Origin of the sequence: Streptomyces sp. NTH33 (assembly GCF_003236365.1) — a bacterium.
In the GTDB taxonomy this organism is placed as follows: Bacteria; Actinomycetota; Actinomycetes; order Streptomycetales; family Streptomycetaceae; genus Streptomyces.
The window spans coordinates 1-21,000 of the sequence record NZ_POTZ01000078.1 but is presented as its reverse complement, the minus strand read 5'-3'; the positions used below and the strand labels follow the sequence as shown (position 1 = coordinate 21,000).

The following is a 21,000-nucleotide window of genomic DNA, read 5'->3' as shown; positions in this document are numbered from 1 at the left end:
CCCCCGGCACCGCCGGCGTGACGTTTCCGCTCGACTGCGGACCCGTGAAGGCCGTGGTGGCGAAGCAGGCCTTCGGAGACCTCGACGGAGACGGCAGACCGGAGACCGTCGCCGTCGTGCACTGCGACGCCTCCATGGGCACCCCGCCCGACGCGGTCTACGTCCTCACCCGGGCCGCCGGCGACACCGCGCCCCGCGTCGTCGCCACCCTCGTCGACACCAAGGACCGGTACACGGTCACGGACTTCGCCGTCCGTGAAGGGGCCGTCACCGCCACCCTGCTCGGCTACTCCTCGCCCGACGTGCCCAATTGCTGCCCCGACCTCAAGGACAGCGTGAAGTGGCAGTGGAGGAACGGCGCGTTCGCCCGCTCCACGTCCGCCGGGGCGCGCAGCGTCTGACCGCACGCCCCGAAGCTGTGAGAAAACAGACAGCCATCACAGCACGCGCCGAACCGGTCACTCCGCGTCAGGTCCGTACACCTCGACCTTGTCCGAAACGCGGCGCACATGGATGCACTCGCCCGGGCACTCCCTCGCCGAATCGACCACGTCCGTGAGAAGCGGCAGCGGCACGGGCGTTGTCGCCCCGCTGTCCTGCAGGAGCTCGTCGTCCGCGCTCTTCACGTACGCCAGACCGTCGATGTCCAGCTCGAACACCTCCGGCGCGTACTGCGCGCAGATGCCGTCACCGGTGCACAAATCCTGGTCGATCCAGACCTCCAGGGCCTCGCCGCCGTCCGAGGTCCGCTGCTGCACGCCCATCTCTCCTGCCGTATCACGTCGAGCCGTACGGGAATCCGGCCAGCTCCGACGGGTGTTGAACGACTCGACCCTACCTCCGGCTGCTTTCCCATCGTGTTCGGTGGGTATTCCCCTGGCGTGAGGGAGAGCGCAAGGGTGAAGATCGGACACATCCCGACAGTCTTTGTGATCTAGGGGTTTCAATCGACACCCACCCAGGTAGGGTCTGGAAGCGTCCAGCTCCCCTTGGAGGAGGTGAGGACCGTGGCAGCCCACGACGACGACATGAACCGCGGCATCCGCCCGGGACGCGGGTCCGAGGACCCGGCCGGGCAGATCGCCTACCTTGAGCAGGAGATCGCCGTCCTGCGACGCAAGCTCGCCGACTCTCCGCGACACACGAGGATTCTCGAAGAGCGGATCGTCGAGCTGCAGACCAACCTGGCCGGCGTGTCCGCCCAGAACGAACGGCTGGCGAACACGCTCCGTGAGGCCCGCGACCAGATCGTGGCCCTCAAGGAAGAGGTCGACCGGCTCGCCCAGCCGCCGGCCGGCTTCGGAGTCTTCCTGCAGGCCAACGAGGACGGCACCGCCGACATCTTCACCGGCGGCCGCAAGCTGAGGGTGAACGTCAGCCCCGGCGTCGAGCTCGACGAGCTCAGGCGCGGCCAGGAAGTGATGCTGAACGAAGCGCTCAACGTGGTCGAGGCCATGGAATTCGAGCGCGTCGGCGAGATCGTCACCCTCAAGGAGATCCTCGAGGACGGCGAGCGCGCCCTGGTGCTCGGGCACACCGACGAGGAGCGTGTGGTACGGCTCGCCGAGCCGCTGCTGGACGTCATCATCCGCGCCGGCGACGCCCTCCTCCTCGAACCCCGCTCCGGCTACGTCTACGAGGTCGTGCCCAAGAGCGAGGTCGAGGAACTCGTCCTCGAAGAGGTGCCCGACATCGGCTACGAGCAGATCGGCGGCCTCGGCAACCAGATCGAGGCCATCCGCGACGCCGTGGAGCTGCCGTACCTCTACCCGGACCTGTTCAAGGAGCACGAGCTGCGCCCGCCGAAGGGTGTCCTGCTCTACGGACCCCCCGGATGCGGCAAGACGCTCATCGCCAAGGCCGTCGCCAACTCGCTCGCCAAGAAGGTCGCCGAGGTGACCGGCCAGGCCGCCGGCAAGAGCTTCTTCCTCAACATCAAGGGCCCCGAGCTGCTGAACAAGTACGTCGGCGAGACCGAGCGGCAGATCCGCCTCGTCTTCCAGCGCGCCCGGGAGAAGGCCGGTGAGGGCACCCCCGTCATCGTCTTCTTCGACGAGATGGAGTCCCTCTTCCGCACCCGCGGCTCCGGTGTCAGCTCGGACGTGGAGAACACCATCGTCCCGCAGCTGCTCGCCGAGATCGACGGTGTGGAAGGCCTGCAGAACGTGGTCGTGATCGGCGCCTCCAACCGCGAGGACATGATCGACCCGGCCATCCTGCGACCCGGCCGCCTCGATGTGAAGATCAAGATCGAGCGTCCGGACGCCGAAGCGGCCCAGGACATCTTCGGCAAGTACCTCACCGAGCGTCTCCCGCTGCACGCGGAGGACCTCGCGGAACACGGCGGCGACAAGGGCGCCACGGTCCAGGCCATGATCCAGACCGCGGTGGAGCACATGTACGCCGAAACCGAGGAGAACCGCTTCCTGGAGGTCACCTACGCCAACGGCGACAAGGAAGTCCTCTACTTCAAGGACTTCAACTCCGGCGCCATGATCGAGAACATCGTGGGCCGCGCCAAGAAGATGGCGATCAAGGACTTCCTAGAGAAGAACCAGAAGGGCCTGCGCGTCTCCCACCTGCTCCAGGCATGCGTGGACGAGTTCAAGGAGAACGAGGACCTGCCCAACACCACCAACCCGGACGACTGGGCCCGGATCTCCGGAAAGAAGGGCGAGCGGATCGTCTACATCCGCACCCTCATCACCGGAAAGCAGGGCGCGGACACCGGACGCTCCATCGACACGGTGGCGAACACCGGTCAGTACCTGTAAAAGCAGGGCGGCTGCGGGTGCCCTCCACGGGGTACCCGCAGCCGGCTGTTTTCCGGGGCCACCGCATGGAGCAGGCAATGAGGCAAATGATCTCCCCACCAGCGCAAAGGCGTTCTAGGCTCTTTCCTACCGCCGGGTCGCGCGGTGCGGGAACGGGCACCGCACGGGCACCCGGGCATCAGCGGTACTTGAGCGCCGCCCACGACCGAGGGCGCCGCCGGGCAAGGAGGGCCGCATGACCGTACGGCGAGTAATGGGCATCGAGACGGAGTACGGGATCTCCGTCCCCGGCCACCCCAACGCCAATGCCATGCTCACCTCGTCCCAGATCGTCAACGCCTACGCGGCGGCGATGCACCGGGCCCGCCGGGCCCGCTGGGACTTCGAGGAGGAGAATCCGCTGCGGGACGCCCGCGGCTTCGACCTCGCCCGCGAGGCCGCCGACGCCAGTCAGCTCACCGACGAGGACATCGGCCTGGCCAACGTCATCCTGACCAACGGCGCACGGCTCTACGTCGACCACGCCCACCCCGAGTACAGCGCGCCCGAGGTGACCAACCCGCGCGACGCCGTCCTGTGGGACAAGGCCGGCGAGAGGATCATGGCCGAGGCCGCCGAACGGGCCGCCCAGCTGCCCGGCGCCCAGCCGATCCACCTCTACAAGAACAACACCGACAACAAGGGCGCCAGCTACGGCACGCACGAGAACTACCTGATGAAGCGGGAGACCGCGTTCTCCGACATCGTGCGCCACCTCACGCCCTTCTTCGTCTCCCGGCAGGTCGTCGCCGGCGCCGGCCGCGTCGGCATCGGCCAGGACGGCCACGAGCACGGCTTCCAGCTCAGCCAGCGCGCGGACTACTTCGAGGTCGAGGTCGGCCTGGAGACCACACTCAAACGGCCGATCATCAACACGCGCGACGAACCGCACGCCGACGCGGAGAAGTACCGCCGCCTGCACGTGATCATCGGCGACGCGAACCTCTCCGAGATCTCGACGTACCTGAAACTGGGCACGACCGCCCTGGTCCTGTCCATGATCGAGGACGGCTTCATCGCCGTCGACCTGGCCGTCGAACAGCCCGTCCGCACACTCCACCAGGTCTCGCACGACCCGTCGCTCAAGCGCCTGATCACGCTCCGCAGCGGCCGCACGCTCACCGCCGTACAGCTCCAGATGGAGTACTACGAGCTGTCGCGCAAGTACGTCGAGGAGCGGTTCGGGGCGGACGCCGACGACCAGACCAAGGACGTCCTGGCCCGCTGGGAGGACACCCTCAACCGCCTGGAGAACGACCCCATGAGCCTGGCCGGCGAGCTGGACTGGGTCGCCAAGCGGGAGCTCATGGAGGGCTACCGGCGCCGCGACGGCCTCGACTGGGACGCCGCCCGCCTCCACCTCGTCGACCTCCAGTACGCGGACGTACGCCCCGAGAAGGGCCTGTACAACCGCCTGGTGGCCCGCGGACGCATGAAGCGGCTCCTGGACGAGACCGAGGTCGACCGGGCCCGTACGAAGCCGCCGGAGGACACGCGCGCGTACTTCCGCGGACGCTGCCTGGAGCAGTACGCCGACGACGTCGCCGCGGCCTCCTGGGACTCGGTCATCTTCGACCTGCCGGGCCGGGACTCGCTCCAGCGCGTCCCAACCCTGGAACCGCTTCGCGGAACGCGTAATCACGTCAAGGAGCTCCTGGACCGCTGCCGCACCGCGGAGGACCTGGTCAGGGTCCTGTCCGGAGGCTGACCGGACACGGAGGAACACGAAGGGGTACCCGGGTGGGCCGGCCGCCCGGGGTGGAAAACCCGAGGTCCGGGAATCATCGAGATGGCCCCCGTACGTTGGAGAAACTGCGGGGCCGATGTCAGACCCGCCTTGTAGGGTCTGATCAACACCGATCGGCCGTCATGCCCGACCACGTCGGGCGAACTGAGCGGGGTGAGGGTTATGGCAACGAAGGACACCGGCGGCGGGCAGCAGAAGGCCACGCGCTCCACCGAGGAGATCGAGGAGCAGGCCCAGGACGCACAGGCCGCGGAAGACCTCAAGGAACGCCACGAGAAGCTGAGCGACGACGTGGACGACGTCCTCGACGAAATCGATGACGTGCTCGAGTCCAACGCGGAGGATTTCGTGAGGTCGTTCGTTCAGAAGGGCGGAGAGTAGCCCCCGGCATGCGTCCCGGTGCCGGTCTGCGGCGAGCAGGTCGGCACCGGGACGGATGACCGGCGTCGGCACGGGTATGGTCCGTGCACGGATTTGATGATCGGCTCGGCCGCTCCCGGCGGGGCCGCCAGTCTTGTGTGGAAGGAATCGCGTGGAACCCAACCCTCGTAGCACCGGGCGTCTGCCGGCTGCCTTCCTGACGCCGGGGTCCTCCTCGTTCATGGACTTTCTTGCCGAACACCAGCCGGAGCTGCTGCCGGGCAGGCGGCAGCTGCCGCCGACCCAGGGGGTGGTCGAGGCGCCGCACGGGACGACGATCGTGGCGGTGACCTTCCCGGGGGGCGTCGTGCTGGCCGGTGACCGGCGGGCGACCATGGGGAACGTCATCGCGCAGCGGGACATCGAGAAGGTGTTCCCGGCGGACGAGTACTCGGCCGTGGGCATCGCCGGTACGGCGGGCCTCGCCGTGGAGATGGTGAAGCTCTTCCAGCTGGAGCTGGAGCACTTCGAGAAGGTGGAGGGGACGCAGCTGTCGCTGGAGGGCAAGGCGAACCGGCTGTCGACCATGATCCGCTCCAACCTGGGCATGGCCATGCAGGGCCTGGCCGTGGTCCCGCTCTTCGCGGGGTACGACCTGGACCGGGAGAAGGGCCGGATCTTCTCCTACGACGTCACCGGCGGCCGTTCCGAGGAGCACGGCTTCGCCGCCACCGGTTCCGGCTCGATCTTCGCGCGCGGCGCCATGAAGAAGCTCTACCGCGAGGACCTGACCGAGGCCGACGCCACCACGCTGGTGGTGCAGGCCCTGTACGACGCGGCAGACGACGACTCGGCGACCGGTGGTCCCGATGTCGCCCGCCGGATCTATCCGATCGTCACCGTGATCACCGAGGACGGCTTCCGCCGGCTCACCGAGGACGAGTCCTCCGGGATCGCCCGCTCGGTGCTGCAGCGGCGGCTGGAGCAGCCCGACGGCCCGCGGGCCGCGCTGCTGTAGCCGGCGGCCGGTTCTTGTTCAGGGTGATCCAGTGACTTCGACAGAAAGGGACGGATAACCGGTGTCGACGCCGTTCTATGTCTCACCTCAGCAGGCCATGGCCGACCGGGCGGAGTACGCCCGCAAGGGCATCGCCCGGGGCCGCAGCCTGGTCGTGCTGCAGTACGCCGACGGAATCGTGTTCGTCGGTGAGAATCCGTCCCGCGCGCTGCACAAGTTCAGCGAGATCTACGACCGGATCGCGTTCGCGGCCGCCGGCAAGTACAACGAGTACGAGAACCTGCGCATCGGCGGCGTCCGCTACGCCGACCTGCGCGGTTACACCTACGACCGGGGCGACGTGACCGCCCGGGGCCTGGCGAACGTCTACGCGCAGACGCTGGGCACGATCTTCTCCAGCGCCGCGGAGAAGCCGTACGAGGTGGAGCTGGTGGTCGCCGAGGTGGGGGAGACCCCGGAGGGCGACCAGATCTACCGGCTGCCGCACGACGGGTCGATCGTGGACGAGCACGGCTCGGTCGCGGTCGGCGGCAACGCCGAGCAGATCAGCGGCTACCTGGACCAGCGCCACCGGGACGGCATGTCCCTGGCCGAGGCGCTGAAGCTGGCCGTGCAGGCCCTGTCCCGCGACACCAACGGCAGCGAGCGGGAGATCCCCGCCGAGCGCCTGGAGGTGGCCGTGCTGGACCGTACGCGCCCGCAGAAGCGCAAGTTCAAGCGGATCGTGGGCCGGCAGCTCCAGCGGCTGCTGCAGGCCGGCGGTGCCGCGACGGAGGCGGAGAGCTCCGAGGAGGAGGGCTCCGAGGGTTCCGAGGAGAAGTAGGTCCGCCCCCACGGCCCCGCTCCCGGGTGCCCCGGCCGGTGACACGGCCGGGGCACCGGGCGTTTCAGGAGGCGCCCGGTGGTGCCGTGGAGCCCCGTACGACCAGCTCCACGGGAATGTCGCCGCCCTGGGGTGTGCGGCCCTCCAGGACGGCGAGGAGGGCGTGCATGCCCCGTTCGCCGAAGAGCTCCGCGTCCAGCCGTACGGTGGTCAGCTCGGGGTCGATGGCGGTGGCGAGGGCGAGGTCGTCCAGGCCGGTGACGGAGACGTCGTCGGGAACGCGCAGTCCGAGGCGGCGCAGGCCCTTGTAGGCGCCGGCGGCCAGTTTGTCGTCGTCGCACACCAGTGCGGTGGGCCGCGGGCCGGGGGCGCCGAGCGCGGCCTCGGTGGCGGCCCGGGCGTCCTCGATGGAGAGGGGGGCGCGGACGGTGCGCACCGAGGCGCCGGGCACGGCGCCCACGCGCGCCGCGAGCTCCCGGGCCCGTACCTCGAAGGTCCAGGAGGCCACGTCCGCCGCGAGGTGCAGGAACCTCCGGTGCCCCAGGCCCAGCAGGTGGCCGGCGACCTGGCGTACGCCGTCCGCGATATCCAGGTTGACGGTCGCGGCGCCCAGGCTGCCCTCGGGGTCGCTGTCCAGCATGACCAGCGGCAGCTGGTCGCCGCGGATCGAGGTGAGGGCGTCGGCGGCCATGGAGGAGGCGATCACGCCGTCCAGGGCGGCCTGGGCGGAGGCGAAGGGGTTCTTCGCCGGACCGATGCCCTCGGGGGAGGGGTACAGCACGACGCCGAAGCCGTGCTCGGCGGCGACGCGGGCGGCCCCGGTGTAGACCCCGGCGAAGAACTCGGTGGTCAGGGCCGGGACGACGAGGAGCACGGTGCGGGTGCGGCCGAGGCGCAGGTTGCGGGCGGCGAGGTTGGGCCGGTAGCCGAGCTCCTCGGCGGCCCGCCGTACCCGTTCGGCGGTCGCCTCGGCCACCCGGCCGCGCCACTTGCCGCCGAGGACCAGCGAGACGGCGGCCTGGGAGACCCCCGCGGCCCGGGCGACGTCACGGCTGGTGGGGCGCGTGCTGCTTGGTGCCACCGCGGGTCCGCTCCTTCGTCTGGACTGGTGAACAGCGCACATGGTACGTATGACCGAGTAAGTTATACGTAACACCGGAGGTTGCTCCAGCGCCTCGGGCGAGCCGACGGAGGGCGGAGCGATGACCGCGGGATTCGCGGGGTACCTGGAGATCCTCAGAGCGCGGCACGCCGTCCGGCTGCTGGCCGGCACGCTGGTGGGGCGGCTGCCCAACGCCACCGCGGCGATCGCGATCGTGCTGTTCGTCCGCGCTCAGGGCGGCACGTACAGCCTGGCGGGGGCGCTGGCGGCGGTGTACGGCGTGGCCAACGCCGTGGGCCAGCCGGTGCTCGGGCGGCTGGTGGACCTGCACGGGCAGCCCCGCGTCCAGCTGCCGGCCGCGCTCGCCGCGGCCCTGGCGATGACCGCCTTCGCCGTGACCGGCATCGAGCCGCCCCTTCTGTCCGGTACGGCCGTGGCGGCCGCCGGGCTCTTCGCACCGCCCCTGGAGGGCGGTCTGCGCGCCCTGTGGCCCGCCGTGCTGCGCCGGCCGGACCAGGTGCACACGGCGTACGCCATGGACGCCGTGGCGCAGGAGATCATGTTCACCGCCGGCCCGCTGCTGGTGACCCTGTGCGTGTCGCTGTGGTCGGCGCAGGCGGCGCTGGTGGTGCTGAACGTCCTCGGGCTGTTGGGCGCGCTGTCCGTGGTCTGCTCGCCGCCCTCGCGCGCGTGGCGCTCGGCGCCGCGGGAAGCGCACTGGCTGGGCGCGCTGCGCTCGCCGGGGCTGCTGGCGCTGCTCGGCGCGTTCCTCTTCGTGGGGGTCGCGCTGGGCTCGATCACGGTGGCGGCGGTGCCGTACGCCGACGAGCACGGCGGTGACGCGGTCTACGGCTGGCTGATGGCCGCGCTGGGGCTGGGCGCGCTGGTGGGCGGTGCCGTCTACGGGGCGCGGCAGTGGAGTGGTGTGCCCGAGCGGCGACTGCGGGTGCTGGTGGCTCTCCTGGCAGTGTGTTACCTGCCGCTGACGCTGATGCCGGGCGTGGTGGCCATGGTGCTGCTGGCGGTGCTGTCCGGGGTGTTCCTCGCGCCGTGCATCGCCTGCGCGTTCATCATCGTGGACCGGCACGCCCCGGCCGGGACGGTGACGGAGGCGTTCTCGTGGCTGGTGACGACGATCACCGTGGGCGCGTCGGTGGGAACGGGGCTCGCGGGTCCGGTGGTCCAGGCGGGTGGCGCGCTGTGGGGTTTCGCGCTGCCGGGTGCCGCGGGAGCCGTGTCGTTGCTGGTGCTGCTGGCCACCGGGCGGGTCCTTTCAGCTCCCGTGGTGCGGGCGGTGGTTGCGGCTTCATCGGAAAATGATCCAAATCGTGCTGCCGAACCCCGTTTGAGCTCAGAGGATCGGGCGTAAGGTTCATGCATGGACCGCCGCATTTTCGGGCTGGAGAACGAGTACGGCGTCACGTGCACGTTTAGGGGACAGCGGCGCCTGTCTCCTGACGAGGTGGCGCGGTACCTTTTCCGCCGTGTCGTGTCATGGGGCCGCAGCAGCAATGTTTTTCTGCGAAACGGCGCCCGGCTCTATCTCGACGTGGGGTCACATCCGGAATACGCGACACCCGAATGTGACAATGTGATCGAACTGGTCACCCACGACAAGGCCGGCGAGCGCATTCTCGAAGGACTCCTGGTGGACGCGGAGCGACGCCTGCACGAGGAGGGAATCGCGGGCGACGTCTACCTCTTCAAGAACAACACCGACTCGGCGGGCAACTCCTACGGTTGCCACGAGAACTATCTGGTGGCGCGGCACGGGGAGTTCTCCCGGCTCGCGGACATCCTCATTCCGTTCCTGGTCACCAGGCAGTTGCTCTGCGGGGCGGGCAAGGTCCTGCAGACGCCGCGCGGGGCCGTGTACTGCGTGAGCCAGCGGGCCGAGCACATCTGGGAGGGCGTCTCCTCGGCGACCACCCGTTCGCGGCCCATCATCAACACGCGCGACGAGCCGCACGCGGACGCCGAGCGCTACCGACGGCTGCACGTCATCGTGGGCGACTCCAACATGTCCGAGACGACGATGCTGCTCAAGGTGGGCGCGACCGACCTGGTGCTGCGCATGATCGAGGCGGGCACGGTGATGCGCGACCTGACCCTGGAGAACCCGATCCGGGCGATCCGCGAGGTCAGTCACGACATCACGGGCCGCCGCAAGGTGCGCCTGGCCAGCGGCCGGGAGGCCTCGGCGCTGGAGGTGCAGCGGGAGTACTACGAGAAGGCGGTGGACTTCTGCGAGCGGCGCGGTATCCGCACCGGCACGGTGGAGCGGGTGCTGGAGCTGTGGGGCCGCACGCTGGAGGCGATCGAGGCCGAGGACCTCGACCGGATCGGCACCGAGATCGACTGGGTGATGAAGTACAAGCTCATCGAGCGGTACCGGGCCAAGCACAACATGACCATGTCGCATCCGCGGGTCGCCCAGATAGACCTCGCCTACCACGACATCCACCGTCGTCGTGGCCTGTACTACCTGCTGGAGAAGAGGGGCCAAGCCACCCGGATCTGCAACGACTTGAAAATCTTCGAGGCCAAGTCGGTTCCCCCCCAGACCACTCGGGCCCGGCTGCGCGGCGACTTCATCCGGCGGGCGCAGGAGCAGCGCAGGGACTTCACCGTCGACTGGGTGCACCTGAAGCTCAACGACCAGGCGCAGCGGACGGTGTTGTGCAAGGACCCGTTCCGTTCGGTGGACGACCGGGTGGAGAAGCTGATCGCCGGAATGTGAGCCGGGCGGACCCAGGGCCCGAACCACCGGACAGGCCCTGGGCGCCGGTTCCGCACGAGAGGCCGGAACGCCACACGGGCGCCGTACGTTTCGAGTACGGCGCCCTTCTCACGACGTAGAGTTGCGCGCACCCCATCAACGAGATCGACCGATTACGAGGCCCCCACCGTGCGCCGACGCTCACTTCTTCTGTCCGTACCCGCGGGACTTGTCACGCTGGCCGCCTGCGGCAACGACGAGTCCGGCTCGAGCAAGGCCAGCGAGAGCCCGTCACCCTCCGCCGCGGCCCCGTCCTCCGCGCCGTCGCCGAAGATCGTCTCCGGGCCGCTGCCGGAGATCACCGCGGGTACGGAGTTCGGCGAGAAGCCGACCGTCGCCAAGGGCAGTGGCGCACCCTCGAAGGACATCGCCGTCAAGACGGTGATCGCGGGCAGTGGCCGGACGATCGCGGAGAACGACTTCGTCCAGGCGCACTACCTGGGCCAGATCTGGGTCACGGGGAAGGTCTTCGACAACTCCTACGATCGCAAGGCTCCGCTGGTCATCCAGCTGTCCCAGGGCACGATCATCGACGGCTGGCGCTACGCCCTGGCGGGCAGGAAGGCCGGCAGCCGCATCGAGATGTCCGTGCCGCCCACCTGGGGGTACGGCACGCAGGGCAACGCGCAGGCGGGCATCAAGGGCACCGACACGCTGGTGTTCGTCGTGGACGTGCAGGACACCTTCAACTCCAAGAGCTCGGCCAAGGGCAAGGCGGTCCCGCAGAACAACGCCGACCTGCCCAAGGTGGGCACCAACACCGACGGCGCGGCCCCGTCCATCACCGTCCCCAAGGCCGCCGCGCCCAAGAAGCTCGTGGCCGACTACGTCATCGAGGGCGACGGCCCCGTGGTCAAGGCGGAGAACACCGTGCTCGTCCAGTACAAGGGCGTGCTGTGGGACGGCGGCAAGGAGTTCGACTCGACGTACAAGAGGGACACCCTGACCTCGTTCTCCCTGCAGCAGGTCGTCAAGGGCTGGGCCGAGGGGCTGACCGGCAAGAAGGTCGGCAGCCGGGTCCTGGTCGTCGTCCCGCCGGCCCTGGGCTACGGCGACAACCCGCCCCCCGGCAGCGGCATCAAGAAGGACTCCACGCTCGTCTTCTCGGTGGACATCCTGGCGGCGATGTAGCGCCACGCCACGGTCTCCCGCCGCGGGCGCGCACCCGGCGGGGATGCAAGACTGTGCGGGTTTTGTTGTCGTGGTTCCCTTGTAGTGAACGAGCAGGAGCGTAAGACGTGAGCATCGAGAAGCCCGAGATCGACTTCCCGGGCGGCGAGCCCCCGGCGGATCTCGAGATCAAGGACATCTGGGTGGGCGAGGGGCCCGAGGCGCAGGCGGGCCAGACCGTCACCGTCCACTACGTGGGCGTCGCCTTCAGCACCGGTGAGGAGTTCGACGCCAGCTGGAACCGGGGCGCCCCCTTCCGCTTCCCGCTGGGCGCCGGCCGTGTCATCAAGGGCTGGGACCAGGGTGTGCAGGGCATGAAGGTCGGCGGACGCCGCCAGCTGACCATCCCGGCGCACCTCGCCTACGGCAACCAGAGCCCGACCCCGGCGATCAAGCCCGGCGAGACGCTGATCTTCGTGGTGGACCTCCTCGGGGTCTGATCCCCGTCCGGAGCCGGACCGGATCCGATCATCCGGGGCCCATGCCTGTTCGGGCATGGGCCTCGGCTTTTGTCACCACACGTCGGGGCGGTACGGTCGTCGGTCTAAGGACCATAGGGAAGGTGAAGGGCGTCGATGGCCATTGCCAAGGCCGAGCGGCTGATGAACCTGGCGCTGTGTCTGCTCGGGACCCGGCGGCCGCTCAGCAAGCGTGAGCTGCGCGCATCCATCGAGGCATACGTCGAGGCCTCTGGCCGGGATGGGGGCGGGGCCGGAAGCGACGACTCCTTCAACCGCATGTTCGAGCGGGACAAGGACGACCTGCGCGAGCTCGGGCTGGTCATCGAGACCGTCGAGAGCCTGGACGGCGAGGTCGGCTATCTGGCCCGCCGGGACAGCAACCGACTGCCGCCGATCACCCTGGACGCCGAGGAGGCCGCCGCCCTGGGGCTGGCCGCCAAGGTCTGGCAGCAGGCCCGCCTGGCCGGAGCGGCCAGCGGCGCCCTGCAGAAGCTGCGCGCGGCCGGGCTGCCCGAGGACGTCGACCCGTACGAGGCCCACGGCGCCCTGGAGCCGCGCATCCCGGTGCACGAGGCCGCCTTCGAGCCGCTGATGCTGGCCTGCCGCGACCGCCGCCCGGTCGTCTTCGACTACCGCAAGGCCACCGCCGCCCGCCCCGAGACCCGGCATGTCGAACCGTGGGCGCTGGAGTGCTGGCGCGGCCACTGGTACCTGGCCGGCTTCGACCGCGACCGGGGCGCCGAGCGGGTCTTCCGGCTGTCCAGGATCACCGGCAGGGTCCGCTCCCGCGGCACCGGCTTCACCGCCCCGGTCCCCGACGTCGTCACCGTGCGCGAGACCGTGGCGAGCTGGGCGGGCGAGATCGCCGACCGCTCCGCGCGGATCCGGCTGCGCGCGGGCGCGGGGTACCCCCTTCGGGCGAAAGCCACCGCCGTACGGGAACTCGGCGACGGCTGGGACGAGTTGGACATCCCGTACGGGCACGGGCTGGACGCCTGGCTGGTGGAGTTCGGACCGGACGTGGTCGTGCTGGAACCGGACGAGCTGCGGTCGGACGTGGTGGACCGGCTGCGTGCCGTGGCCAAGGGCTGAGGGGGAGCGAGCGAGACTGTGGCAGGCAAACCGGTCAGGCCCACGAACGCCATCGACCAGACCCGGCGGATGCTCTCCCTGGTGACGTACCTCAGGGAGCGCCCCGGCGCCCGGATCGAGGACGTGGCGCGCGCCTTCGGCATCACCGAGGACGAGCTGGTCTCCGACCTCGACGTGCTGCCCATGTGCGGCACCAGCTTCCGTGGCGGAGACCTCCTGGACATCGACACCGACGGCGAGCGCATCTGGTGGCACAACCCGGCCGCGCTCGGTGCGGAGGCGGCCGAGCCGCTGCGGCTGGCCGCCGACGAGGCGACCGCGCTGCTGGTCGCCGCCCGCGCGGTGGCCACCCTGCCGGGCCTGCGCGAGAGCGACCGGCAGGCGCTGCTGCGGGCGACGGCCAAGGTGGAGGCCGCGGCCGGCGAGGCCGCCGGGGCCAGCTCACGCCTGTCGGTGACCTTCGAGTCCGAGGGCGGCGTCTTCGCCGACGTCGACCGGGCGATCTCCGAGCGCCGCCGGCTGTGGATCCGCTACTACTCGCCGGCCCGTGACGAGGTCACCGAGCGCGAGATCGACCCCATCCGCCTGGTCAGCGTCGGGCACACCTACGTGGAAGCCTGGTGCCGCCGCTCCGAGGCGCGCCGCACCTTCCGGCTCGACCGGGTCGCCGAGATCAAGATCCTCGACGAGCCGTCCGCGCCGCCCGAGATGGAGCTGCGCGACCTGTCCCAGGCACTGGTGCAGCCGGCCGCGGAGGACCCGGAGGTCGTCGTCGAGGTCGGCCCGGGCGGCCGCTGGGTCGCCGAGTACTACCCGCACGACAGCGCCGATGAACTCCCCGACGGCGGCCTGCGTATCACTCTGCGCACCCCCGATCCGGCCTCCCTCAGGCGCCTGGCGCTCCGTCTGGGCGGCGACGGCCGCATCGTCGCCCCCCGCGAACTGGCCGCCAGCGCCAGGCAGGCGGCTCGCAAGGCCCTGGCGGCGTACGAGACGGCGCACGGCGGAAGCGGGACCCCCGGAAACACCGGGCACCACGCGGTGCCGGACGCCCGGGGTGCACACGCGGGTCACGACGGGCGGTACGACAGGCAGGAGCAGGGGATTTGAGCGAGTCGGCGACGGCTGGGGTGCGGGGGATGTCGGTGGCGGCGGCGTTCGCCGGGATGCGGAGCGTGGCTCCGGTGGTGTTCCGGGCGGGCTGCCCGGACTGCCGGGGCCGGTTCGAGCTCGCCGCGAGCGCGCTGCGCCTGGCCATCGGCGCCAGCAGCCGCACCACCTTCTACTCCTTCACCTGCCCCGACTGCGGCGCCGCGGTCCGCAAGCCGGCCGGCGAGCGGATCGTCGAGCTGCTCACCGGCGGCGGGGTCAGCACCCTGCGCCTGCACTCCACCCTCTAAGCTCGGCGTCATGTTCTGGCCGATGTTCGCGGTAGCGGCGGGTTTCGTGGGTCTCGTCGTGCTCGGGGTGCTCGCCGTCCGGGTCTTCGTGGAGGCGCAGCGCCTCGGCCGGCAGGTCACGGAGTCGGCGCGCCGTATCAACAGGGCGGCCGAGGACCTGGAGCGGGCGACCATGAGCGCCACCCGGTCCGTGGACGCGCTGTGAGCCTCCGCGCAGCGTGCGCCCCGGGCCGCTTCGCCCTGTCGTGCCGCCGCTTCCGGCAGGTACGCTGCTGGTCGCGGACCGGAGAACGAGGCCCGGGCCGTGGACGGGCGTACGCACAGGGATTGCCCCATGTTCACCCCTGAGCGTTACGATCGCTGGCAGAGCGATGGGCCGGACCTGCGTCCGGCCGGTCGGACAGCACCCACCCAGCCGCCTCGGTGAGAAGGTAAAGACTTATGTTCGGAAGGCTCGGAGCCCCCGAGATCATTCTCATCCTCGTCGTCATCGTCCTGCTGTTCGGCGCGAAGAAGCTTCCGGACATGGCGCGCTCGCTCGGCAAGTCCGCCCGCATCCTCAAGAGCGAGGCCAAGGCGATGAAGGAGGACGGCGGCAACTCCTCCGCCCAGGCGCCCGCCAACCAGGAGCAGTCCTCCTCCGCCCCGCGCACCATCCAGGCCGCCCCCGGCGACGTCACCAGCTCGCGCCCGGTCAGCGAGCCGACGGACACCACCAAGCGCTGACGCACGGCCGGACCGCTCCGGCCTGCCGCACGAGATGAGGACGTGGGTTGCCCAAGCCTGCCCGCAAGAGGGAGAAGGACCCCGAGGGGCGGATGCCCCTCGCGGAACACCTTCGTGAGCTCCGCAACCGGCTCGCGAAGGCCGTCCTGGCCATTGTGATCGGTGCGGTCGTGGCCGCCTTCTTCTACCGGGACATCATCGATCTCCTCACCGAGCCCATCCAGCGCTCGGTGGGATGCACCAAGTCGTTCACGGAGCTGGCCCAGCATAAGGAGGGCGCCTGCGGCAACATCACCGTCGAGGGCCTCCTGGGCCCCTTCACGCTGATGATCAAGGTGGCGCTGACCGCCGGTGTCGTCATCGCCAGCCCCGTCTGGCTCTACCAGCTCTGGGCCTTCGTCGCGCCCGGCCTGCACAAGCACGAGAAGCGCTACTCGATGGCGTTCGTCGCGGCGGGCTTCCCCCTGTTCCTGGCCGGCGCGTACTTCTCCTACCACGTGCTGCCCGCGGCGGCCAGCGTCCTGATCGACTTCACCCCCGTCGGCGCGGTCAACCTGCTGCCGCTGGACGACCTGCTGAACCTCGTCACCCGCATGGTGATCGTCTTCGGCCTCTCCTTCGAGCTGCCGCTGCTGCTGGTGATGCTGAACCTCACCGGCATGGTCACCGGGCGCCGGATGCTCGGCTGGTGGCGGGGCATGATCCTGGGCGTCACCATCTTCGCGGCGTTCGCCACGCCCACGGTCGACCCGATCTCGATGCTGTCGCTGGCGGCCCCGATCGTCCTGCTGTACTTCATGGCCACCGGCTTCGCCCTGATGAACGACAGGCGCAAGCGCCTGCGGGAGGCCGAGGGCCCCGCCGACGACGAGGCCTCCGAGCTGGACCTCACCCCCGAGGACATCGGCGAGGTCGAGCCCGTCACCTCCCGCCGCGCCCTGCCCGAGCAGACCGGCACGGAGCGGGTCAACGGGTACGACGACGCGACCTGACCACCGGTCCCACCGACGGCTCCAGGCCGGCCGCCCGCGGTGCGGGCGGCCGGCCTGGAGCCGTCGGTGGGCCGATCGGGATAATGATCGTCACGTTGTCGGTGCGGCCCGGTAGGCTCGAAAGCACGATGACTCAGGACCTCTCACCGGCCGAGCGGTACGCGGCAGCGCGCAGGCGAGCTGCCGAGCAGGCCACCGCGCTCGCGGGCTTCCGCGAGATGTACGACTTCGGCCTCGACCCGTTCCAGATCGAGGCCTGCCGGGCGCTCGAGGCGGGCAAGGGCGTGCTGGTCGCCGCGCCCACCGGCTCCGGCAAGACGATCGTGGGCGAGTTCGCCGTCCACCTCGCCCTCCAGCAGGGCAGGAAGTGCTTCTACACGACACCCATCAAGGCGCTGTCCAACCAGAAGTACTCCGACCTGTGCCGCCGCTACGGCAGCGGCATGGTCGGCCTGCTCACCGGCGACAACAGCCTCAACCCCGACGCCCCGGTGGTCGTGATGACCACCGAGGTGCTGCGGAACATGCTGTACGCCGGCTCCCAGACCCTCCTCGGCCTCGGCTACGTGGTCATGGACGAGGTGCACTACCTCTCCGACCGCTTCCGCGGCGCCGTCTGGGAGGAAGTGATCATCCATCTGCCCGAGTCGGTGACCCTGGTGTCGCTGTCGGCGACCGTGTCCAACGCCGAGGAGTTCGGCGACTGGCTGGACACCGTCCGCGGCGACACCCAGGTGATCGTCTCCGAGCACCGGCCCGTCCCCCTGTTCCAGCACGTGCTGGCCGGACGCCGGATGTACGACCTGTTCGAGGAGGGCGAGGGCCGCAAGAAGGCCGTCAACCCCGACCTGACGCGCATGGCCCGTCTGGAGGCCAGCCGTCCCGCGTTCCAGGACCGCCGGCGCGGCCGGAACATGCGCGAGGCCGACCGCGAGCGCGAGCGCAGACAGCGCTCCCGCATCTGGATCCCTAGCCGCCCCGAGGTCATCGAACGGCTGGACGCCGAGGGCCTGCTCCCGGCCATCACCTTCATCTTCAGCCGCGCCGCCTGCGAGGCCGCCGTCCAGCAGTGCCTGTACGCGGGCCTCAGGCTCAACGACGAGCAGGCCCGGGAGGAGGTCCGCGCCCTGGTGGAGGAGCGCACCGCCGCCATCCCGCCGGAGGACCTGCACGTCCTCGGCTACTACGAGTGGCTGGAGGGCCTGGAGCGCGGTATCGCCGCCCACCACGCGGGCATGCTGCCGACCTTCAAGGAGGTCGTCGAGGAGCTGTTCGTGCGCGGCCTGGTCAAGGCGGTCTTCGCCACCGAGACCCTGGCTCTGGGCATCAACATGCCCGCCCGCTCGGTGGTGCTGGAAAAGCTCGTGAAGTGGAACGGCGAGCAGCACGCCGACATCACCCCCGGCGAGTACACCCAGCTGACCGGCCGTGCCGGCCGCCGCGGCATCGATGTCGAGGGCCACGCGGTGGTGCTGTGGCAGCGGGGGATGAACCCCGAGCACCTGGCGGGCCTGGCCGGCACCCGCACCTATCCGCTGCGCTCCAGCTTCAAGCCCTCGTACAACATGGCGGTCAACCTGGTCGAGCAGTTCGGCCGGCACCGCTCCCGCGAGCTGCTCGAGACCTCCTTCGCGCAGTTCCAGGCCGACAAGTCGGTGGTCGGGATCTCCCGGCAGGTGCAGCGCAACGAGGAGGGCCTGGAGGGCTACAAGGCCTCGATGACCTGCCACCTCGGCGACTTCTCGGAGTACGCGCGGCTGCGCCGCGAACTGAAGGACCGCGAGACCGAGCTGGCCCGGCAGGGCGCGGCCCACCGGCGTGCCGAGGCCGCCGTGTCCCTGGAGAAACTCAAGCCGGGCGACGTCATCCACGTGCCCACCGGCAAGTACGCCGGCCTGGCGCTGGTGCTGGACCCGGGCCTGCCGGCGGGGCGTTCCAACGGCCACCGCGGCTTCGAGTACCACGACGGACCGCGCCCGCTCGTCCTGACCGCCGAGCGGCAGGTCAAGCGGCTGGCGTCCATCGACTTCCCGGTGCCCGTGGAGCCGTTGGAGCGGATGCGGATCCCGAAGTCCTTCAACCCCCGCTCCCCGCAGTCCCGCAGGGACCTCGCCTCCGCGCTGCGCACCAAGGCCGGGCACATCCCGCCGGAGCGGCACCGCAAGCAGCGCTCCCAGGCGGCCGACGACCGCGAGATCGCCCGGCTGCGCACCGCGCTGCGCGCCCATCCCTGCCACGGGTGCGACGACCGCGAGGACCATGCCCGTTGGGCCGAGCGCTACCACCGGCTGCTGCGCGACACCAGGCAGCTGGAGCACCGTATCGAGGGCCGTACGAACACCATCGCGCGTACCTTCGACCGCATCGTGGCGCTGCTCACCGAGCTCGACTACCTGCGGGGCAACGAGGTGACCGAGCACGGCAAGCGGCTCGCCCGGCTCTACGGCGAACTCGACCTGCTCGCCAGCGAATGCCTGCGCGAGCGCGTCTGGGAGGGCCTGGACCCGGCCGAACTGGCCGCCTGTGTCTCGGCGTTGGTCTACGAGGCCCGGGTCGGCGACGACGCCGTGGCCCCCAAGCTGCCCTCGGGCAGGGCGAAGGCCGCGCTCGGCGAGATGGTGCGGATCTGGGGCCGCCTGGACGCCCTGGAGGAGGAGTTCCGCATCAACCAGACCGAGGGCGTGGGCCAGCGCGAGCCCGACCTCGGCTTCGCCTGGGCCGCCTACATGTGGGCGTCCGGCAAGGGGCTGGACGAGGTGCTGCGCGAGGCGGACATGCCGGCGGGTGACTTCGTGCGCTGGTGCAAGCAGGTCATCGACGTGCTGGGCCAGATCTCGGCGGCGGCACCATCCGCGGAGGGCTCGACGGTGGCCAGGAACGCGCGCAAGGCGGTGGACGGGCTGCTGCGGGGAGTCGTGGCCTACTCGTCGGTCGGCTGATCACATCGTCGGTCGGCCGGTCACGCCGATCGCGTCGATCTCAGGGCAGGGGCCCGGGTCCGGTGACGGACCGCCCCTGCCCTGACGTGTTTCCTCCCCCGTCACGGCGAGCCGGTCTCGTATCCCCGTACCCCGTGACACTCTGTGTTCGAACGTGAGCCGAGTGTGCAAAAGACCCCAGCGTACTCCTGTCCCGTGCCCCGTTTCAGGCAGTCGCCCGATATGACACGGCGATGATCCGGTCGGACTAGGCTCGCCCGCGGCGCACCGAGTCGAGGTGCGTTCGTGCGCTTGTTCCCGAGCATCCGCAGACATGCCGAAGATCCCGACAGTTCCATGACGTACCCCACTGGAAGCTGCCCCGAACCCCAGCCGATTCGTCTCAGAGGGCTTACATGGTGAGTGTTCAATCACCCCCCGGCGGCCGTGAACTTCCCTACACGCGCGTGCTGTTGCTGCCGGCCATAGTCATGGCGGCGGCCACCGGAGCCGCCGTCGCCCTGGTGACCGACCCGGCCCGCCTCGCCGTCGCCTGCTGCGGCGCCGTCGCCACCCTCCTGGTCCTCGCCACGGGCGCCGAAGCGGTGCGCCGCGGCCGCACCATCCAGGACCAGCGGGCGGAGCACACACGGCACACCGCGTATCTGGAGCGGCGCCTGGCCGCCCACGACCAGGAGATCGTCCGCCTCGGAACGGACATCATCCCCGCCGCCGTCCACCACCTGCGCTGCAACAACACCCCCCGCGAGGTGATGCGCGACCTCATCGACGGCAACCCCGAATGGCGCCGGATCCCCGAGTCGCAGCGCGAGGTCGTCCGCATGATCCTCAAGATCGTGGACGACGAGGAGACCATGCGTGACTCCACGCAGCGCTCCCTGGTCAGCATCGCCCGGCGCGTCCAGGCGATCGTGCACCAGCAGGCCAGGGAGCTGAGGGAGATGGAGGAGGACCACGGCCGCAGCCCCGAGGTCTTCGACGACCTGCTGCGCATCGACCACGGCACCGCGCTGATCGGCCGCCTGGCCGACTCCATCTCCGTCATCGGCGGCGGCCGCCCCGGCCGCCAGTGGCCGAACCCCGTCACCCTCTACAGCGTGCTGCGCGGCGCCATGTCCCGGATCCTGGAGTACCGGCGCATCGAGCTGCACTCCATCGCCAAGGTCAACATCAAGGGCACCGACGTCGAGCCCGTCATCCACGCCGCGGCCGAACTCCTCGACAACGCCACCCGCTACTCCCCGCCGCAGACCAAGGTGCACGTCACCGCCGTGGAGGTGCAGACCGGCGTCGCCATCGAGATCGAGGACGGCGGCGTCAGCCTCAGCGAGGAGGCCCGCACCCGTATCGAGAGGCTGCTCGACGCGGCCAAGGCCGGTGTCGACCCGCAGGAGCTCGGCGACACCCCACGCCTGGGCCTCGCGGTCGTGGGACGCCTGTGCTCGGCGTACAACATGCAGGTCTCGCTGCGGGCCTCGGCGTACGGAGGAGTCCGTGCCGTCCTCGTCGTGCCGAGCGACATGATGACCACCGACCCCGCCCCCGGACTGGCCCACGGCATCGGCGCCACCTCCATCC

20 protein-coding genes are annotated in these 21,000 nt (G+C 70.3%); 18 read left to right on the top strand and 2 right to left on the bottom strand.

What is annotated here, in order from left to right:
- Window positions 1–401: hypothetical protein (locus tag C1I97_RS10810; protein ID WP_111003011.1), on the top strand; the 401-nt coding region annotated here is incomplete at its 5' end.
- A 57-nt stretch (window positions 402–458) separates the two neighbouring features.
- Here C1I97_RS10810 and C1I97_RS10805 read toward each other — a convergent pair.
- Window positions 459–764, bottom strand: coding sequence for a ferredoxin (locus tag C1I97_RS10805; RefSeq protein ID WP_111003010.1), 306 nt, complete (start codon window positions 762–764; stop codon window positions 459–461).
- Between the two features lie 243 nt (window positions 765–1,007).
- Here C1I97_RS10805 and arc point away from each other — a divergent pair, with 243 nt between their 5' ends.
- The 5 genes from arc (at window position 1,008) to prcA (ending at window position 6,761) form a co-directional block, all read left to right on the top strand.
- Complete coding sequence (gene arc, locus C1I97_RS10795) at window positions 1,008–2,774, top strand: proteasome ATPase (RefSeq protein ID WP_111003008.1); 1,767 nt, start codon at window positions 1,008–1,010, stop codon at window positions 2,772–2,774.
- A gap of 235 nt (window positions 2,775–3,009) precedes the next feature.
- Window positions 3,010–4,521, top strand: coding sequence for a depupylase/deamidase Dop (gene dop, locus C1I97_RS10790; protein ID WP_369008354.1), 1,512 nt, complete (start codon window positions 3,010–3,012; stop codon window positions 4,519–4,521).
- 201 nt (window positions 4,522–4,722) lie between these two features.
- Window positions 4,723–4,941, top strand: coding sequence for a ubiquitin-like protein Pup (locus tag C1I97_RS10785; protein WP_073947491.1), 219 nt, complete (start codon window positions 4,723–4,725; stop codon window positions 4,939–4,941).
- A gap of 151 nt (window positions 4,942–5,092) precedes the next feature.
- Window positions 5,093–5,938, top strand: a complete 846-nt coding sequence (gene prcB / locus C1I97_RS10780) for a proteasome subunit beta (RefSeq protein ID WP_111003006.1) — start codon at window positions 5,093–5,095, stop codon at window positions 5,936–5,938.
- 61 nt (window positions 5,939–5,999) lie between these two features.
- Window positions 6,000–6,761 carry a proteasome subunit alpha gene (gene prcA / locus C1I97_RS10775; RefSeq protein WP_111003005.1) on the top strand — a complete coding sequence of 254 codons (762 nt, stop codon included), beginning with the start codon at window positions 6,000–6,002 and terminating at the stop codon, window positions 6,759–6,761.
- A 64-nt stretch (window positions 6,762–6,825) separates the two neighbouring features.
- On the opposite strand, the gene C1I97_RS10770 is transcribed toward prcA, so the two are convergent.
- Entirely contained in the window at window positions 6,826–7,842 is a 1,017-nt protein-coding gene (locus tag C1I97_RS10770; protein ID WP_111003004.1) for a LacI family DNA-binding transcriptional regulator, read from the bottom strand.
- 121 nt (window positions 7,843–7,963) lie between these two features.
- Between C1I97_RS10770 and C1I97_RS10765 the strand changes: the two genes are divergently transcribed.
- From C1I97_RS10765 to C1I97_RS10710, 12 genes are all read left to right on the top strand, one after another.
- On the top strand, window positions 7,964–9,232 hold the full coding sequence (locus C1I97_RS10765; protein WP_111003003.1) for an MFS transporter: 1,269 nt from the start codon (window positions 7,964–7,966) through the stop codon (window positions 9,230–9,232).
- Between the two features lie 9 nt (window positions 9,233–9,241).
- Window positions 9,242–10,603 (top strand): Pup--protein ligase, encoded by a 1,362-nt coding sequence (pafA, locus tag C1I97_RS10760; RefSeq protein WP_111003002.1) that lies wholly within the window; start codon window positions 9,242–9,244, stop codon window positions 10,601–10,603.
- Between the two features lie 168 nt (window positions 10,604–10,771).
- On the top strand, window positions 10,772–11,773 hold the full coding sequence (locus C1I97_RS10755; protein ID WP_111003001.1) for an FKBP-type peptidyl-prolyl cis-trans isomerase: 1,002 nt from the start codon (window positions 10,772–10,774) through the stop codon (window positions 11,771–11,773).
- Between the two features lie 107 nt (window positions 11,774–11,880).
- Window positions 11,881–12,252 carry an FKBP-type peptidyl-prolyl cis-trans isomerase gene (locus tag C1I97_RS10750; protein WP_111003000.1) on the top strand — a complete coding sequence of 124 codons (372 nt, stop codon included), beginning with the start codon at window positions 11,881–11,883 and terminating at the stop codon, window positions 12,250–12,252.
- Window positions 12,253–12,387: 135 nt separating this feature from the next.
- On the top strand, window positions 12,388–13,365 hold the full coding sequence (locus tag C1I97_RS10745; protein WP_111002999.1) for a helix-turn-helix transcriptional regulator: 978 nt from the start codon (window positions 12,388–12,390) through the stop codon (window positions 13,363–13,365).
- 18 nt (window positions 13,366–13,383) lie between these two features.
- Window positions 13,384–14,475, top strand: a complete 1,092-nt coding sequence (locus C1I97_RS10740; RefSeq protein ID WP_111002998.1) for a helix-turn-helix transcriptional regulator — start codon at window positions 13,384–13,386, stop codon at window positions 14,473–14,475.
- Complete coding sequence (locus C1I97_RS10735) at window positions 14,472–14,765, top strand: hypothetical protein (protein ID WP_111002997.1); 294 nt, start codon at window positions 14,472–14,474, stop codon at window positions 14,763–14,765. The genes C1I97_RS10740 and C1I97_RS10735 overlap by 4 nt, the downstream gene beginning before the upstream one ends.
- A 10-nt stretch (window positions 14,766–14,775) precedes the next feature.
- Window positions 14,776–14,970 (top strand): hypothetical protein, encoded by a 195-nt coding sequence (locus C1I97_RS10730; RefSeq protein ID WP_111002996.1) that lies wholly within the window; start codon window positions 14,776–14,778, stop codon window positions 14,968–14,970.
- 236 nt (window positions 14,971–15,206) lie between these two features.
- The gene (tatA, locus tag C1I97_RS10725; protein ID WP_111002995.1) at window positions 15,207–15,491 is read left to right on the top strand and encodes a Sec-independent protein translocase subunit TatA; all 285 of its coding nucleotides are present in this window, start codon (window positions 15,207–15,209) and stop codon (window positions 15,489–15,491) included.
- Window positions 15,492–15,538: 47 nt separating this feature from the next.
- Complete coding sequence (gene tatC / locus C1I97_RS10720) at window positions 15,539–16,483, top strand: twin-arginine translocase subunit TatC (protein WP_111002994.1); 945 nt, start codon at window positions 15,539–15,541, stop codon at window positions 16,481–16,483.
- An 83-nt stretch (window positions 16,484–16,566) separates the two neighbouring features.
- The gene (locus C1I97_RS10715; RefSeq protein ID WP_111002993.1) at window positions 16,567–19,422 is read left to right on the top strand and encodes a DEAD/DEAH box helicase; all 2,856 of its coding nucleotides are present in this window, start codon (window positions 16,567–16,569) and stop codon (window positions 19,420–19,422) included.
- A 395-nt stretch (window positions 19,423–19,817) separates the two neighbouring features.
- Window positions 19,818–21,000, top strand: a 1,183-nt coding sequence (locus C1I97_RS10710; RefSeq protein WP_111003009.1) for an ATP-binding protein, incomplete at its 3' end; no start/stop codon positions are given.

Excerpts from the sequence above, each read along its gene's own strand:
- C1I97_RS10745 (WP_111002999.1), top strand. The coding sequence starts at position 12,388 with ATGGCCATTGCCAAGGCCGAGCGGCTGATGAACCTGGCGCTGTGTCTG.
- C1I97_RS10805 (WP_111003010.1), bottom strand. The coding sequence starts at position 764 with ATGGGCGTGCAGCAGCGGACCTCGGACGGCGGCGAGGCCCTGGAGGTC.
- dop (WP_369008354.1), top strand. The coding sequence starts at position 3,010 with ATGACCGTACGGCGAGTAATGGGCATCGAGACGGAGTACGGGATCTCC.
- C1I97_RS10765 (WP_111003003.1), top strand. The coding sequence starts at position 7,964 with ATGACCGCGGGATTCGCGGGGTACCTGGAGATCCTCAGAGCGCGGCAC.
- pafA (WP_111003002.1), top strand. The coding sequence starts at position 9,242 with ATGGACCGCCGCATTTTCGGGCTGGAGAACGAGTACGGCGTCACGTGC.
- C1I97_RS10730 (WP_111002996.1), top strand. The coding sequence starts at position 14,776 with ATGTTCTGGCCGATGTTCGCGGTAGCGGCGGGTTTCGTGGGTCTCGTC.
- C1I97_RS10715 (WP_111002993.1), top strand. The coding sequence starts at position 16,567 with ATGATCGTCACGTTGTCGGTGCGGCCCGGTAGGCTCGAAAGCACGATG.
- C1I97_RS10785 (WP_073947491.1), top strand. The coding sequence starts at position 4,723 with ATGGCAACGAAGGACACCGGCGGCGGGCAGCAGAAGGCCACGCGCTCC.
- tatA (WP_111002995.1), top strand. The coding sequence starts at position 15,207 with ATGTTCGGAAGGCTCGGAGCCCCCGAGATCATTCTCATCCTCGTCGTC.